General features: G+C 62.4%; 17 protein-coding genes. 6 read left to right on the plus strand and 11 right to left on the minus strand.

Annotation, left to right across the window (positions count from 1 at the left end):
- Window positions 1–36 precede the first annotated feature (36 nt).
- Complete coding sequence (locus CI807_RS26630; RefSeq protein WP_005789341.1) at window positions 37–372, minus strand: helix-turn-helix transcriptional regulator; 336 nt, start codon at window positions 370–372, stop codon at window positions 37–39.
- A 94-nt stretch (window positions 373–466) separates the two neighbouring features.
- On the opposite strand from CI807_RS26630, the gene CI807_RS26635 reads away from it, so the two are divergent.
- Window positions 467–1,330, plus strand: a complete 864-nt coding sequence (locus CI807_RS26635) for an MBL fold metallo-hydrolase (RefSeq protein ID WP_095016896.1) — start codon at window positions 467–469, stop codon at window positions 1,328–1,330.
- Here the strand turns inward: CI807_RS26635 and bkdR are convergent.
- Complete coding sequence (gene bkdR, locus CI807_RS26640; RefSeq protein ID WP_010209335.1) at window positions 1,327–1,812, minus strand: Bkd operon transcriptional regulator BkdR; 486 nt, start codon at window positions 1,810–1,812, stop codon at window positions 1,327–1,329. The two genes, CI807_RS26635 and bkdR, sit on opposite strands and share 4 nt — an antisense overlap.
- Window positions 1,813–2,007: 195 nt before the next feature.
- On the opposite strand from bkdR, the gene CI807_RS26645 reads away from it, so the two are divergent.
- The 5 genes from CI807_RS26645 (at window position 2,008) to CI807_RS26665 (ending at window position 8,166) form a co-directional block, all read left to right on the plus strand.
- Window positions 2,008–3,243 (plus strand): 3-methyl-2-oxobutanoate dehydrogenase (2-methylpropanoyl-transferring) subunit alpha, encoded by a 1,236-nt coding sequence (locus CI807_RS26645; RefSeq protein ID WP_016978111.1) that lies wholly within the window; start codon window positions 2,008–2,010, stop codon window positions 3,241–3,243.
- A gap of 1 nt (window position 3,244) precedes the next feature.
- Window positions 3,245–4,303 carry an alpha-ketoacid dehydrogenase subunit beta gene (locus tag CI807_RS26650; RefSeq protein ID WP_016978112.1) on the plus strand — a complete coding sequence of 353 codons (1,059 nt, stop codon included), beginning with the start codon at window positions 3,245–3,247 and terminating at the stop codon, window positions 4,301–4,303.
- Entirely contained in the window at window positions 4,304–5,563 is a 1,260-nt protein-coding gene (locus CI807_RS26655; protein WP_095016897.1) for a dihydrolipoamide acetyltransferase family protein, read from the plus strand.
- 3 nt (window positions 5,564–5,566) lie between these two features.
- Complete coding sequence (gene lpdA / locus CI807_RS26660) at window positions 5,567–6,946, plus strand: dihydrolipoyl dehydrogenase (RefSeq protein WP_095016898.1); 1,380 nt, start codon at window positions 5,567–5,569, stop codon at window positions 6,944–6,946.
- Window positions 6,947–7,146: 200 nt separating this feature from the next.
- Window positions 7,147–8,166 carry a branched-chain amino acid aminotransferase gene (locus CI807_RS26665; RefSeq protein WP_095016899.1) on the plus strand — a complete coding sequence of 340 codons (1,020 nt, stop codon included), beginning with the start codon at window positions 7,147–7,149 and terminating at the stop codon, window positions 8,164–8,166.
- 36 nt (window positions 8,167–8,202) lie between these two features.
- Here CI807_RS26665 and CI807_RS26670 read toward each other — a convergent pair whose 3' ends face one another.
- From CI807_RS26670 to CI807_RS26710, 9 genes are read right to left on the minus strand one after another with little or no spacing between them, the layout of a single operon-like run.
- Complete coding sequence (locus CI807_RS26670) at window positions 8,203–9,093, minus strand: GNAT family acetyltransferase (protein WP_095016900.1); 891 nt, start codon at window positions 9,091–9,093, stop codon at window positions 8,203–8,205.
- A gap of 48 nt (window positions 9,094–9,141) precedes the next feature.
- Window positions 9,142–11,253 carry a type II secretion system secretin GspD gene (gene gspD / locus CI807_RS26675; RefSeq protein ID WP_095016901.1) on the minus strand — a complete coding sequence of 704 codons (2,112 nt, stop codon included), beginning with the start codon at window positions 11,251–11,253 and terminating at the stop codon, window positions 9,142–9,144.
- A gap of 5 nt (window positions 11,254–11,258) precedes the next feature.
- A complete protein-coding gene (locus CI807_RS26680) occupies window positions 11,259–11,777 on the minus strand; it encodes a general secretion pathway protein GspN (protein WP_095016902.1) in 519 nt (172 codons plus the stop codon).
- Window positions 11,774–12,376 carry a type II secretion system protein GspM gene (gspM, locus tag CI807_RS26685; RefSeq protein WP_095016903.1) on the minus strand — a complete coding sequence of 201 codons (603 nt, stop codon included), beginning with the start codon at window positions 12,374–12,376 and terminating at the stop codon, window positions 11,774–11,776. The genes CI807_RS26680 and gspM overlap by 4 nt, the downstream gene beginning before the upstream one ends.
- Window positions 12,351–13,343, minus strand: a complete 993-nt coding sequence (locus tag CI807_RS26690; protein WP_095016904.1) for a PilN domain-containing protein — start codon at window positions 13,341–13,343, stop codon at window positions 12,351–12,353. Before CI807_RS26690 ends, gspM begins: the two co-directional genes overlap by 26 nt.
- On the minus strand, window positions 13,340–14,041 hold the full coding sequence (locus tag CI807_RS26695; protein WP_095016905.1) for a general secretion pathway protein GspK: 702 nt from the start codon (window positions 14,039–14,041) through the stop codon (window positions 13,340–13,342). The genes CI807_RS26690 and CI807_RS26695 overlap by 4 nt, the downstream gene beginning before the upstream one ends.
- Window positions 14,038–14,607: a prepilin-type N-terminal cleavage/methylation domain-containing protein gene (locus CI807_RS26700; protein ID WP_095016906.1), complete on the minus strand. Its 570-nt coding sequence runs from the start codon at window positions 14,605–14,607 to the stop codon at window positions 14,038–14,040. Before CI807_RS26700 ends, CI807_RS26695 begins: the two co-directional genes overlap by 4 nt.
- Window positions 14,604–14,936: a type II secretion system protein gene (locus tag CI807_RS26705; protein ID WP_095016907.1), complete on the minus strand. Its 333-nt coding sequence runs from the start codon at window positions 14,934–14,936 to the stop codon at window positions 14,604–14,606. The genes CI807_RS26700 and CI807_RS26705 overlap by 4 nt, the downstream gene beginning before the upstream one ends.
- On the minus strand, window positions 14,933–15,358 hold the full coding sequence (locus tag CI807_RS26710) for a GspH/FimT family pseudopilin (RefSeq protein ID WP_095016908.1): 426 nt from the start codon (window positions 15,356–15,358) through the stop codon (window positions 14,933–14,935). Before CI807_RS26710 ends, CI807_RS26705 begins: the two co-directional genes overlap by 4 nt.

Here is a 15,358-nt window from a genome sequence, read left to right on the forward strand (position 1 = left end):
GTCATACATGCACACAAGGGTCGCTGCCGGATGGCGTCACGCCCAGCTTTTTATGACCGCGCCGCAGTACAAGCCGGACAGGGTCTTCATCACTTGAATCACTTCGTGGCTGGCCAACCCGTAGAAGATGTATTTACCTTCCCGACGGGTGGCGACCAACCCTTCGTCACGCAGGATGCCCAACTGTTGAGACAGTGTGGGCTGGCGCACGCCGGTCAGGGCTTCCAGTTCGCCGACATTGCGCTCGCCCTGGGTCAACTGGCACAGGATCAACAAACGGTCCTCATTGGCCAGGGCCTTGAGCAAGGAACAGGCCTTGGACGCCGATGCGCGCAACTGGGCGACTTCGCCCTCACTCAGAGTAGATTCCATTTGCCTCGGGTCCTTTTTGTCACTTAAGCTCAAAACATTATGTGAAAACGTAAACTGATTGTAACTACTTTTTTCTTCATCCGGGACAACCGCCATGCCAGCGCTGATCCAAGCCTTTCTGGACGAGGCATCGTCGACCTACACCTACGTGGTTTATGAAACCGATGGCGGCCCCTGCGCCATCGTCGATTCGGTGCTCAACTACGACCCCGCTTCGGGGCGCACCGACACCGCCCAGGCCGACAAGGTCATCAGCTTTGTGCGCGAGCATGGGCTGCAGGTGCAATGGCTGCTGGAAACCCACGCTCACGCTGATCACTTGTCTGCCGCGCCTTACCTGCGCCGCACGCTGGGCGGCAAGATCGCCATCGGGCAGTCCATCAGCAAAGTACAGGGTGTGTTCAAGAACCTGTTCAACCTGGAGCCGGAATTTCGCGTGGATGGCTCGCAGTTCGATCATCTGTTTGCGCCGGATGAGGTGTTTCACATCGGCACGATCAAGGCCCAGGCCCTGCATGTGCCCGGGCATACCCCGGCGGACATGGCCTACCTGATCGACGACCGGTTGATCCTGGTGGGGGACACGCTGTTCATGCCGGATGTCGGTACAGCGCGCTGTGATTTCCCCGGCGGCGATGCGCGGCAGTTGTATGCGTCGATGCGCAAATTGCTGGGCTTTCCATTGGAAACCGAGTTGTACGTCTGCCACGACTACCCGCCCGAAGGTCGTGAGGCAAAGTGCCGGACCACGGTGGCCGAGCAGCGGGCGGGGAATATCCATGTGCATGATGGCGTGGATGAAGCCGCGTTTGTCGAGATGCGCACCACGCGCGACGCAGGGCTGGGGATGCCGACGCTCTTGCTGCCGGCGATCCAGGTGAATGTGCGGGCGGGGAATATGCCGCCGGCGGAGGACAATGGTGTGGTGTACCTGAAGATTCCGGTCAACCACCTCTAACCCAGGTTGATGCCGTTGGCCGGTAACGGCAACGCGGTTTTATAGCGCACTTGCTTGAGGGCAAAGCTGGAGCGGATATTGGCGACGCCCGGCACCTTGGTCAAAAAGTCCATCATGAAACGCTCCAGCGACTGGATTGTCGGCACCAGCACCCGGATCAGATAGTCCGGGTCACCGGCCATCAGGTAACACTCCATCACTTCTGGCCGGTCCGAGATCGCGCCTTCGAACTGCTGCAACGCCAATTCATTCTGCTTTTCCAGGCTGACGTGGATGAATACGTTGACGTGCAGCCCCAATAGATCGGCGTCGAGCAGCGTGACTTGGTCACGAATCAAGCCCAATTCCTCCATCGCCTTCACCCGATTGAAACACGGCGTGGGCGACAGGTTCACCGAGCGGGCCAGGTCGGCGTTGGTGATGCGGGCGTTCTCCTGCAGGGCGTTGAGAATGCCAATATCGGTACGGTCCAGTTTGCGCATGAGACAAAATCACCTGTTTATTATGTTTATGCAGATTTTTTATCCGCAAATGATCCTGAGTGCAATGAAACACAGATAAATATTCTTCCACGCCCCGCCTATGATTGTTGTAGGACAAGATTTCTCCTACCCGGAGACTGACTGTCAGCTAGCGCGCCCACTACAAGAAATTCACAAGATAGAGCGTAGAAAGCCATGACCCAGCAGTATGAACCACTGCGCCTGCACGTCCCTGAACCCTCGGGACGCCCAGGCTGCAAGACCGACTTCACGTACCTGCGCCTGACCGACGCAGGTCTAGTGCGCAAACCCGCCATCGACGTAGAACCCGCCGACACCGCCGACCTGGCCAAGGGCCTGATCCGCGTGCTCGACGACCAGGGCCAGGCCCTCGGCCCATGGGCCGAAGGCGTCCCGGTCGAGATCCTGCGCAAAGGCATGCGTGCCATGCTCAAGACGCGCATTTTCGACAACCGCATGGTGGTCGCCCAGCGTCAGAAAAAAATGTCGTTCTACATGCAAAGCCTTGGCGAAGAAGCCATCGGCAGCGCCCAGGCCCTGGCCTTGAACATCGACGACATGTGCTTCCCCACCTACCGCCAGCAAAGCATCCTGATGGCCCGCGAAGTGCCCCTGGTGGACCTGATCTGCCAACTGCTGTCCAACGAGCGTGATCCGCTCAAGGGCCGTCAGTTGCCGATCATGTACTCGGTCAAGGACGCAGGCTTCTTCACCATTTCCGGTAACCTCGCCACCCAATTCGTACAAGGCGTGGGCTGGGGCATGGCCTCGGCGATCAAGGGCGATACCAAGATCGCCTCGGCCTGGATTGGCGACGGCGCCACCGCCGAATCGGACTTCCACACCGCCCTCACCTTCGCCCACGTGTACCGTGCGCCGGTGATCCTCAACGTGGTCAACAACCAGTGGGCCATCTCCACCTTCCAGGCCATTGCCGGCGGTGAAGCCACGACCTTCGCCGGACGCGGCGTCGGTTGCGGCATCGCCTCCCTGCGGGTGGACGGCAACGATTTCATCGCGGTGTACGCCGCCTCCGCCTGGGCCGCCGAGCGTGCGCGCCGCAACCTTGGTCCCACGCTGATCGAGTGGGTCACCTACCGCGCCGGCCCGCACTCCACTTCGGATGATCCATCGAAATACCGTCCCGCCGACGACTGGAGCCATTTCCCTCTGGGCGACCCGATTGCCCGTCTCAAGCAGCACCTGATCAAGATTGGCCAGTGGTCCGAAGAGGAACACGCAGCGGTCAGTGCAGAACTTGAAGCCGAAGTGGTCAAGGCGCAGAAAGAAGCCGAACAGTACGGCACCCTCGCCGGCGGCCAGATTCCAAGCGCCGCGACCATGTTCGAAGACGTCTACAAAGAGATGCCGGAGCATTTGAAGCGCCAGCGTCAAGAGTTGGGGATCTGACATGAACGATCACAACAACAGTATTGAAGTGGAAACCGCCATGACCACCACCACCATGACCATGATCCAGGCCCTGCGCTCGGCCATGGATGTGATGCTCGAACGTGACGACAACGTGGTGGTGTTCGGCCAGGACGTCGGTTATTTCGGCGGTGTGTTCCGTTGCACCGAAGGCTTGCAGACCAAGTACGGCAGCTCCCGCGTGTTTGACGCGCCGATCTCCGAAAGCGGCATTATCGGCGTGGCCGTGGGCATGGGCGCCTACGGCCTGCGTCCGGTGGCCGAGATCCAGTTCGCCGACTACGTCTACCCCGCCACCGACCAGATCATCTCCGAAGCGGCGCGCCTGCGTTACCGCTCGGCCGGCCAGTTCACCGCGCCACTGACCATGCGCATGCCATGCGGCGGTGGCATCTACGGTGGTCAGACGCACAGCCAGAGTATCGAAGCGGTGTTCACCCAGGTCTGCGGGCTGCGCACGGTGATGCCGTCCAACCCTTACGACGCCAAAGGTTTGCTGATCGCCTCCATCGAGAACGATGACCCGGTGATCTTCCTTGAGCCAAAACGCCTGTACAACGGCCCATTCGATGGCCATCACGACCGCCCGGTAACCCCGTGGTCGAAACACCCGCAAGCCCAAGTACCGGACGGTTATTACACCGTGCCGCTGGACGTGGCCGCCATCGTGCGTCCGGGTTCGGCCGTGACGGTGCTGACCTATGGCACCACCGTGTATGTGTCGCAAGTCGCCGCCGAAGAAACCGGCATTGACGCCGAGGTCATCGACCTGCGCAGCCTGTGGCCGCTGGACCTGGAAACCATCGTCAAATCCGTGAAGAAGACTGGCCGTTGCGTGGTGGTGCATGAAGCCACCCGCACCTGCGGCTTTGGTGCGGAGTTGGTGTCGCTGGTGCAGGAACACTGCTTCCACCACCTGGAAGCGCCGATCGAACGCGTCACCGGCTGGGACACCCCCTACCCGCACGCGCAAGAGTGGGCGTATTTCCCAGGGCCGTCCCGAGTGGGCGCGGCGTTGAAACGGGTCATGGAGGTCTGAATGGGCACGCACGTTATCAAGATGCCGGACATTGGCGAAGGCATCGCGGAAGTTGAACTGTCGGTGTGGCATGTGAAGGTTGGCGACATGGTCGTGGAAGACCAGGTGCTGGCGGATGTGATGACCGACAAGGCGATGGTGGACATTCCCTCGCCCGTGCACGGTAAGGTGATTTCCCTCGGCGGCGAGCCGGGGGAAGTCATGGCCGTGGGCAGTATTCTGATCAGCATTGAAGTGGAAGGTGCCGGCAACGCCAAGGAAGCGCCCGCCGTGAAGGAAACGCCGAAGCCCCCGCCTGTGGTTGAAGCCAAGCCTGCGCCAGTCGTGGTTGAAAGCAAACCTGCGCCGGTTATCGCAGCCCAGGCACCTGTGGCACGTGAAGCCGACGAACGCCCGCTGGCCTCCCCGGCCGTGCGCAAACACGCATTGGACGCCGGGATTCAACTGCGTCTGGTCCAGGGCTCTGGCCCGGCGGGCCGGATTCTGCACGAAGATCTGGAGGCTTACTTGCTCCAGGGTCCGGCGAAAAACGCTACAGCAGCCAACCCCTACGCCGAACGCAACACCGAGGAACAAATCCCGGTGATCGGCATGCGCCGCAAGATCGCCCAGCGTATGCAGGACGCCACCCGGCGCGCGGCGCATTTCAGTTATGTGGAAGAGATCGACGTCACCGCCCTTGATGAGCTGCGCGTGCACCTCAACGAGAAACACGGCGCCACACGCGGCAAGCTGACCCTGCTGCCGTTCATCGTGCGCGCCATGGTGGTAGCACTGCGTGACTTCCCGCAGATCAACGCGCGTTACGACGACGAAGCCCAGGTCATCACCCGCCTCGGCGCGGTGCATGTGGGCGTCGCCACCCAGAGCGACGTTGGCCTGATGGTGCCGGTGGTGCGTCACGCCGAAGCCCGCAGCCTGTGGGGCAATGCCGAAGAAATCACACGTTTGGCCACGGCTGCGCGCAACGGCAAGGCCAGCCGCGATGAGCTGTCGGGCTCGACCATCACCCTGACCAGCCTGGGTGCCTTGGGCGGCATCGTCAGCACGCCGGTGCTGAATCTGCCGGAAGTGGCCATCGTCGGCGTCAACCGTATCGTTGAACGGCCGATGGTGATCAAGGGCCAGATCGTGGTACGCAAGATGATGAACCTCTCCAGCTCCTTCGATCACCGGGTGGTCGATGGCATGGACGCGGCGCAATTCATCCAGGCCATTCGCGGCCTGCTCGAACAACCCGCCAGCCTGTTCCTGGAGTAAGGCATGACGCAGACATTGAATACCACGCTGTTGATTATCGGCGGCGGCCCTGGCGGTTATGTGGCGGCGATTCGTGCCGGCCAGTTGGGCATCCCGACCATCCTGGTGGAAGGCCAGGCGCTGGGCGGCACCTGCCTGAACATAGGCTGCATTCCGTCCAAGGCCTTGATCCACGTGGCCGAGCAGTTCCAGCAAACCATCCACCACAGCCAGGGTTCGCAACTGGGCATCGAAGTGGATGTGCCGACCCTGGACATCCGCAAAAGCGTGGAATGGAAAGACGGCATCGTCGATCGCCTGACCACCGGCGTCGCCGCCTTGCTGAAGAAACACAAAGTGCAGGTGATCCACGGTTGGGCCAAGGTGGTGGACGGCAAGACCGTCGACGTCGGCGACCAGCGCATCCAGTGCGAACACTTGCTGCTGGCCACCGGCTCGAAAAGCGTCAACCTGCCGATGCTGCCGATTGGCGGGCCGATCATCTCGTCCACTGAAGCGCTGGCGCCAACACGAGTGCCCAAGCGCCTGATCGTGGTGGGTGGCGGGTATATCGGCCTGGAACTGGGCATCGCCTACCGCAAGCTCGGTGCCGAGGTCAGTGTGGTCGAGGCACAGGATCGTATCCTGCCGGCCTACGATGCCGAGTTGACCCAGCCTGTGAATGAATCCCTCAAGCAACTGGGCGTGAAGCTGTACCTCAAGCACAGCGTCACCGGTTTTGCCGATGGCAGCCTGCAAGTACGCGACCCGAATGGCGACACCCTGTCGCTGGCAACGGATCAGGTGCTGGTTGCTGTGGGTCGCAAACCCAACACCCAAGGCTGGAACCTCGAAGCGCTGAACCTGGAGATGAACGGCGCGGCGATCAAGATCGACAGCCGTTGCCAGACCAGCATGCGCAATGTGTATGCCATCGGCGACCTGAGCGGCGAGCCGATGCTCGCGCACCGCGCCATGGCCCAGGGTGAAATGGTCGCCGAACTGATCAGCGGCAAGTCCCGCGAATTCAACCCGGCCGCGATTCCGGCAGTGTGCTTTACCGACCCGGAACTGGTGGTGGTCGGCAAAACGCCAGACGAAGCCAAGGCCGCCGGGCTGGACTGCATCGTGTCGAGCTTCCCGTTCGCGGCCAATGGCCGGGCGATGACCCTGGAGTCGAAAACCGGCTTCGTGCGGGTGGTGGCACGGCGTGACAACCACCTGATCGTCGGCTGGCAGGCCGTGGGGGTTGGCGTCTCCGAACTGTCCACCGCCTTTGGCCTGAGCCTGGAAATGGGTTCGCGCCTGGAGGACGTGGCGGGCACCATCCACGCCCATCCAACACTCGGCGAAGCGGTGCAGGAAGCCGCGCTACGCGCCTTGGGCCACGCCTTGCACCTGTAAACACAGCCTCTGTAGGAGCGAGCTTGCTCGCGAAAATCGTCAACGATGACGCGTGAAACCAGAATGAACGCGGCGCCCTTGAGTTTTTCGCGAGCAAGCTCGCTCCTACAAGGGACGCGGGGGATGCGAACGGCCCCGGGAATGAAGTATTGTTGCGCCCATCCAGAAAAAAACCGACTTGACCAACGATAGAGGGTGTCATGGGTAACGAAAGCATCAATTGGGACAAGCTGGGTTTTGACTACATCAAGACCGACAAGCGGTTTCTCCAGGTCTGGAAAAACGGCGAATGGCAAGAAGGCACCCTGACCGACGACAACGTGCTGCACATCAGCGAGGGCTCCACCGCCCTGCACTACGGCCAGCAATGCTTTGAAGGCCTCAAGGCCTACCGCTGCAAGGACGGCTCGATCAACCTGTTCCGCCCGGACCAGAACGCCGCCCGTATGCAACGCAGCTGCGCGCGCCTGCTGATGCCGCATGTGCCGACCGATGTGTTCATCGACGCCTGCAAGCAAGTGGTCAAGGCCAACGAACATTTCATCCCGCCGTACGGCAGCGGCGGCGCGCTGTACCTGCGCCCGTTCGTGATCGGCACCGGTGACAACATCGGCGTGCGTACCGCGCCGGAATTCATCTTCTCCGTGTTCTGCATCCCGGTCGGCGCCTACTTCAAAGGCGGCCTGGTGCCCCACAACTTCCAGATCTCCACCTTCGACCGCGCCGCACCACAAGGCACCGGTGCCGCCAAGGTCGGTGGCAACTACGCCGCCAGCCTGATGCCAGGTTCCGAAGCGAAGAAAGCCGGTTTTGCCGACGCGATCTACCTGGACCCGATGACCCACTCGAAAATCGAAGAAGTCGGCTCGGCCAACTTCTTCGGGATCACCCACGACAACCAGTTCATCACGCCGAAGTCGCCTTCGGTGCTGCCAGGCATCACCCGCCTGTCGCTGATCGAACTGGCCAAGACCCGCCTGGGCCTGGACGTGGTCGAGGGCGAAGTGTTCATCGACAAGCTGGACCAGTTCAAGGAAGCCGGCGCCTGCGGTACGGCTGCGGTGATTTCGCCAATCGGCGGCATCCAGTACAACGGCAAGCTGCACGTGTTCCACAGCGAGACCGAAGTCGGCCCGATCACCCAGAAGCTCTACAAAGAGCTGACCGGTGTGCAGACCGGCGACGTTGAAGCGCCGGAAGGCTGGATCGTCAAGGTCTAAGCAACCCTGAAAAAACCCGCCAGATGGCGGGTTTTTTTATTGTTCCGGGATATTCACCGTGATCTTCTTGCCCATGCTGATCCTCGGCTCCACCCCATACCCCAATGCCTCGTAGAACCCCACCACCGCGTCATTGCCGCCATTGATCTGCAGGTTGATCTTCATGCAACCCAAGGCGGTCAACGCCTGTTCCGCATAGCGAACCAGTGAAGACCCCAAGCCATGGCGCCGATAGTCGGCATGCACCGCCACTGAATACAGCCAGCCACGATGGCCGTCATAACCGGCCAGAACCGTTCCGATCACCGTCTTTTTATCCGTGGCCACGAAGAACAACCCATCGTTGACGGCCAGCTTCTTATCGATCGCCAGGGTCGGCACGTTATGGGCAGTGTCATAGCCAAAGGCCTGCTGCCATAACGCAACCACTTGCGCCCGATGCTGACGGTCGCGGTACGGCCCGATGGGATGCCGGGACAGCAGCGTCTTTTCCATAACCAACGTACGCTCGTTGCCGTGGTAAACGTCGCGCACGGTGTTGAACCCCAGCTTGGTGTAGAACGGCTCGGCCGTCAGTGATGACGGCACGCTCAATACCGTCACCCCCGCCTCACGGGCGCGCAGTTCAATCTCGATCATCAACAGCCGGCCAATGCCTTGCCCTTGCAAAGCTGGATTGACGAACACCGAGCGCACCACATTACCGTCAAGGGCGGCGGTGGCGACGATCATTTGATCTTGAATGGCCACCAGTACCAGGCGGCGCTCAAGCAAGGCCAACACGGCATCAGGCGTGAAATTACTGGCCACCCGCGCAATCACATCGATCGGATAATCCCGCGCATTACTGCTGTGCAAGGCCGCCAGGATGACCTGGCTGATCCCTTCGGCATCGGCTGCCTGGGCGAGACGGACGACGGTAGACATGATTCCTCCTGGTAGACGGCGCAATAACAAACACCTATGTACACCAACCTACCCCCCTGGCCGCAACAACTGCATCTGCTGCCGATAATCATCCGTCACCTGCCGCGCCTGCCCACTGCTGGTAATCACCTTAGGCGTAATCAACACAATCAGCTCCGTCCGATCCTTCGACTTGCTGGTACTCCCAAACAACCACCGCAACCCCGGAATCTTCCCCAGATACGGCACAGCACTCACACTCTCCCCGTTGTCCTGCTTGATCAACCCCCCCAGCAACACGGTCTGCCCACTCTGCACCGCCACCTGCGTCGACACCGAGCGCGTCGAGATACGCGGATTCACCGGCGTGTCGCTGTTCGCACTCTGACTCTCGGCATCACTGACCTGCTGCTGAATATCCATGTACACCAACCCACCCGGATTGATCCGAGGCACCACGTCCAGAATCACGCCCGTCTGCACATACTCGACACTGCTCAGCGTGGTATCCGCATCCCCGGTATTCACCGTGGTCTGGTTGATCGGAATGTTGTCCCCTACCTGAATCTGCGCCGGCTGGTTGTTCATCACCACCAGCGACGGCGCCGACAACACCTGGGTGCGGCCATTGGTTTCCAGCGCATGCAACGCCACCTGCAGATTCGAACTGACAAACGAGTAGAACAACGAATCCGTCGCCCCCAACCCCGCCCCACCCCCGCCGAGTGCGCCCTGGCTGCCGGAAGCGTTGGCGACGGTGGTGCTGGAGGAATTACCCGCCAGCCGCCCCAGGTACCACTGCACGCCCAGGTCCAATTCACCGGTGAGCTTGACCTCAAGAATCCGTGTCTCGATCTGCACTTGCAGCGGCGGGTTATCAAGCCGTTTGATCGCCGCTTCGATCTCTTTCCACTGCGCGGGCCGGGTGCGCACCAGCAGTTGATTGCTGCTCTTTTGCGCGGTAATGCGAGTGCCGGCTTCGAGCGCGCTGGTGGGCGCGACTGCCTTCTCGTCCGGCTCCGGCGCTTCGCCAGCAGGCGGATTGTTCTGCAAGCCGCCGGTATTGAGTGACGACAGGATCGTCGTGCGCAGGCCAGGCGCGACCTTGGCCGGTGTGTCGTCCTTGATCGCGCCGGTGCCGTAGATTTGCCGCAGGTACTTGGCCAAATCAGCAGCCTTCATGTTGCGCACGTCGTAGACATACATCTGCGGCTCGTTGCCGCCGCCCTCGTCGATGGTGCGGATCCAGTCGCCCACTTCGCCGAGGTACTGTGGCTGGGAAGAAATCGCCACCACCGAGTTGGTCCGCTCAATCGGCAAAAAACGCAGCATGCCGGCCAGGGGCATGCCGCTGTCAGGACCGAACAGGCTTTGCAACTGGGGCATCAACTCGGCCACGGAAGCGCGTTGCAGGCCGAACACGCCCACCGACATGCCTTTGAGCCAGTCCACATCAAAGGTGTCGATGGTGTCCTGGTAGTTGGCCAGTTCATCCGGGGTGCCGGCCAGGCTCAACACGTTGCGGGCTGGGTCGACCAGTAAAAAAGCATTCTCACGCGCGAACGGCTTGAGTAACTTCTGCATCTCCGTGGCAGAGATGTAGCGCAGCGGAAACAGCCGCGCCGACAGGCCGCTGGACGGTTGCGCCACGCTCATCTGCGGCACCAGCTTGCCCGCCACGGCCTGGTTGGCGGGCAGGATCACGTAGCGATCCCCCTGTTTGATCATGGCGTTGTCGGTCCAGGACAGCAGGGTTTCGAGGATCGACAGCGCCTGTTGTTTGTCCACCGGCTTGGAGGTGGAAAAGCTCACGTTGCCTTTTACGCCCTGGGTGATGCTGTAGTTTTCGTGCAGCAGGTCGCCCATCACGCTGTTGATCACCGCTTCGATGGGCTGATCGGCGAAGTTGAAGACGATATCGCCACCCTCCTCTTTCGCCACCGGCTGTACTGCCGGCCCGCGCACGAACTGCTGGTTGCCACGGATCAGTTGGCGCTGGGTTGGCGTTTTAACCACAGGCGGTGGACTTTCCGGCGCGGTGTGCTCGGTCGGCGGGCGTTGCGAGCCGGTGCCTTGCAGGGCTTCGTGCAGCAGGTCGTCGTCCGGATCGAGGCGGTCGGGGAAGGATCCACAACCACTCAGGACAAGAGCGGTCGCCAGGCAAAACGTTGAGGTGCGCATGTCGATCAAGGGAGAGGCTCGCGGGGCAAAGTAATGGGGGGCCGGGTGGACGGCGGCGGCAGGCGCTTGGCGTAGAAGCTCAAGGTTTGCGTGCGGCCGTCCAGGCTGAATCGGGCGGATTGCGGGGTCAGGTGGTCCAGGCGCCAGCCGTTGGGCAACGCCTGGCCGAGGCGGACCGTCAGCGCGCGGCCATCGGCCTGCTTGAGCATGGCCATTTGCAGGTTGCCGGTGATCATGATGCCGCTGAGGGTCAGGTTGGCCAGGCTGGTGACCTGGGCTTTGCCCACGACGCGATCCGGGCTGCGATCCGGGCTGAACAACGGCGCCTGCCACGTGGCGGCGAGGTGCTCCAGCGGGACACTCGGCGCGACCTGTACCTGGGCGGTGGGATGGGCGCGCGCGGGCGCTTCAGGCAGCCATTGCGGTTCATCACCGATGCTGCTGAGGATCACCGCCATCAACAGGCCCAGCAAACCCGACAAGCCGAGCAGGCCCCACTCCACGGGGCGTAACTTGCTGATCATGGCGTCACCCGCGCCGGTTGCAGGTAACCGCGTACCAATAGATGCACCACCAGCTTGCCCGCACCTCCACTGGCCGGCGCCTGTTGGCTGCGGCGGATGCGCAGTTCATCCACGAACAAGAACGGCGGTTGATACTCCAGCTCATGCAACAGCGCTTCCAGGGGTTCGATGGCGCAGTCGAGGGTCAGGCTGACCTTGACCTGGCGATACGGCTCGCCGTCGTCCTGCTCCGGCGTGATGGGCTTGCGCTGGGTCAGGCTGCAACCGCCGCCGAGGTTGGCGTGGCTGTTGATCAGGTCGGCAAGGCGCTGCATCAGGTCGGCGGCCACCACGTCGGGGTCGTCCCCCGGCAACAGGCTGGTGCTGCTGGCCGGGTCCTGGCGGGCTTGCTCAAGCTGTTGGCGCAACGCATCACGTTGACGCAACACGCCGGCATAGCGCTGCTGTTGCTCGCGCAACTGTTCGGCCTGTTCGCCCATGTCGCGCAGGGGGCCGGCGAACCAACTGTCGATCAGCAGCCAGTAGGCCGTGCCGAGTACCAACGCCAACACCAGCAAGGCAGTGCCGCGGCGTTCACGGGGTGTGAGGGGTCGGCGCATCGGCGGCCTCCTGGCGTAGGTGGGCACGCAAGGCAAACTGATCCTTGCCGGTACGGGCATCGGGCTGGATCACCCCTTCGAACTGGGCGTTTTCCAGGCTGCGGCAGCCTTTGATGCGGGTAATCAGTGCGCTGGCCTTGGCGCTTTGACCTGAGAGGGAAATCTCGCCGTCCTTCACGTCCAACTGATCCAGCCAGGTGTCGGCGGGCAGGCAAGTGGTCAGGTCGTTGAGTAGCACGGCCAGGGGCGGTTGCGCCAGTTTGCGCCGGGTAAGGTACTGCGCCGCGCCCCGGGTATTGAGCAGTTGCTGGCGCAGGGCATGCACCTCGGCGACCTCGGCTTTCTGTTGCTGCACACTGGCGTGCATGGCGTCGATGACGCGTTGGCGGTCGTTGAGCCACAGCAGCATCGCTGCGATCAGCAAGGCCCCGCACAACCACGGCAGGCTGCGTTGCAAACCCATGCCCGGCGGGCGTTGGCGCGGGCGCAACGGCGGGGGCAGCAGGTCGATGCCCAGGTTGGCCGCATCCACGCGATGGGGGTGCAGGCCGAGTGCAGCGCAGTCGGTGAGGATCGGGTCCAAGCGTTCGCGCAGGATCGCCACCAGCGTGACCTCAAGGTGGGTGGACGTGCGCCGTTCCTGACGCGCGACGAAGTAGAGTTGGTCGGCCTCGAACGGGGTGTAGCGGTCCAGTTCATAACCCACCACCGCGTTGAGGTTACGCGCGGCGGCCAAAGGCAGTTGAACGTGTTGCAGCAATACGTCATCCGCGCCGAGCATCAGCACCTGGCGCGTACTGTCCGACGCGACCGGCGCCGCCAACGGCCAGTGGTGGATCTGCTCCGGCGGTTCTGGCCGTGCCAACCCACTCGGCACACAGGCGCGCAGCTCCGCAAGCCACAAGCGCCAACCCTGTTGCAGCAGGCTGCCGCGCCAGTGCCGGGCGATGGGTTCCAGTCGATTCATTCTTGCCAACGCAACACCCGATAGGGTTGTGCGCTGTCCTCCGTTGGGCTCAATAAAACGGTGACTTGCAGCCGCGCCTGATAACCACCGGGGCGCTCGGCGCGGCTGTCGACCACCAGCACTTCGCCAGGGTCGGCACCTTCGGCGTTCTGGCGCGGCAGGTTCAGCGCCTTGCGCATCAGCGGGCTGGCGAAGGCGGGATCGGGGCGATCCAGGTCGCTCCACAAGGTGATCTCGGGTAGCAATTGGCTGTAGAGGGTTTGCGTCATACCGGGCAGTTGACGCACTTCTTCCAGCACCCGGAACGGCGCCAGGCCCTTTCGGCGGCGCGCTTCAAGGGCCTTGGACAGTTGCGTCGCCTGGGCTGGAGTGGCGCCGCAGGCCAGGACCAGGCGGGTGAAATCCTGCGCCTCGGCGTTTATCAGGTAGAGCTTGCCGCGCTCACTGCGCAGGCTGACGTGCAACTGGGCATCATCAAACGTCAGGGGGATCTCGCGACCATCGGCCACCCAGCGCCGGTCAGCCATGACCAGGGCGATGCCGGCTTCAGCGGCCAGCACGGTTTGTGTGTGCTGGCGCAGCCACAGGGCCTGGCGGCTTTCCAGCTGCACCCAGCCGGCCAGGCCGCCGAGCAACACGCTGAGCAAGGCCAGCACCCACAGCACCAGCAGCAGGGCCGCACCGCGTTGGCGCCTCACTCTTCCACGCTCCCGCTGGACAAGTTCAAGCGCAGGGCAATCACCTGGCTGACCCAGGGCACCGGGCCGTCGACGTTGGCGGCGATGCGCACGGCCGCAGGCAGGCGTTTGGGCCATGGCCAATCACTGATCCAACCCGTCGGCTGACCCAACGGCGACACGCCGCGATAACTGAACCGCACAGCCTCGATGTTGTTCAGCAGCACCTGGGGTTCACGCTGGGAAAAGCCGACCTGCAAATCCTGTTCGACCCGTTGCAGACTGAACCGATGAATCCCACCACCCAGCACGCCGGGCAAGGTCGAGACAAACTCCAGCCGCTGCGCCGTGCCGACAAAAAAACCATCGCCCTCGCCCACCGCCAGCGGCAATGCCTCGCTGATCGCCGTGCGCAAAAACTGTTGAGCGGCGCGCACTTGATCCAGGCTCACGGTATACGCCTGGGCCTTGGACACGGCACGATTGGCGCCCAGCAATGCGCCCCCAACCAGCACCAGCAAAATGCCCAACAAACTGAGCACTACGAGGATTTCCAGCAAGGTAAAGCCCTGCTCGCGGCGCTTCATAGGCGCGCCTTCAAGGTGCTGAAACGGGCCTGGTGCGGGCCTTCGCTGAGGGTCAGGTCGAGGCGAAACACATGCGTCTGTTGCCGGGTGCTGATCAGTTGCCAGTGAATACCGTCGAGCTCGCCTTGGCTGACGCCGTTGCTCAATCGTCCCGCTGCCTCCTGATCGAAAATCGTCAGCGCCGCATGGGAAAGCCGATCACTGTGGGCCACCTGGGACAACGAGCGCGCACTCTGGCCGAACGCAACCAACAGCACCGTGCTGCACACCGCCATCAGCGTCAGCGCGGCGAGCATTTCCAGCAGCGTGAACCCAGCCTGGCGCCTCATGGCAATGCCTTGGATTGCACGCTGCCGGTAAGCCAGCCGATATCGATGCGCCAACGCCGGGTGCCATTCGCCAATAGAAGATTGCCGCCCGTGGAGCTACCGTCGGGATAGAACTCGACGGAGGGGCCCACCTGCTCGGCAGTGTGCAGTGTCACTTGCAGCTCGGACGGCCACTGTTGCAGCGCACGTCCCGGCGCCTGGAACGTACGGTCTTGCATATCGAATGCAGTACGCGCCGCCTGCCCGCTGACTATCGCCCCCGCCCGTGTGGTGCGCAGCGCCTCCACCATCTGCCCTACCGCGCGACGCTCTTTCGCCGTCTGCAGGCCCTGGCGCACGCCCAGCCCCAGCAAACTGGCGGCGAGGCTGATCAACAGGATCACCACCAACATTTCCAGCAGGGTAAAGCCGCGCTGGATCAT

The organism is Pseudomonas sp. NS1(2017) (assembly GCF_002269425.1).
Taxonomy (GTDB): domain Bacteria; phylum Pseudomonadota; class Gammaproteobacteria; order Pseudomonadales; family Pseudomonadaceae; genus Aquipseudomonas; species Aquipseudomonas reactans.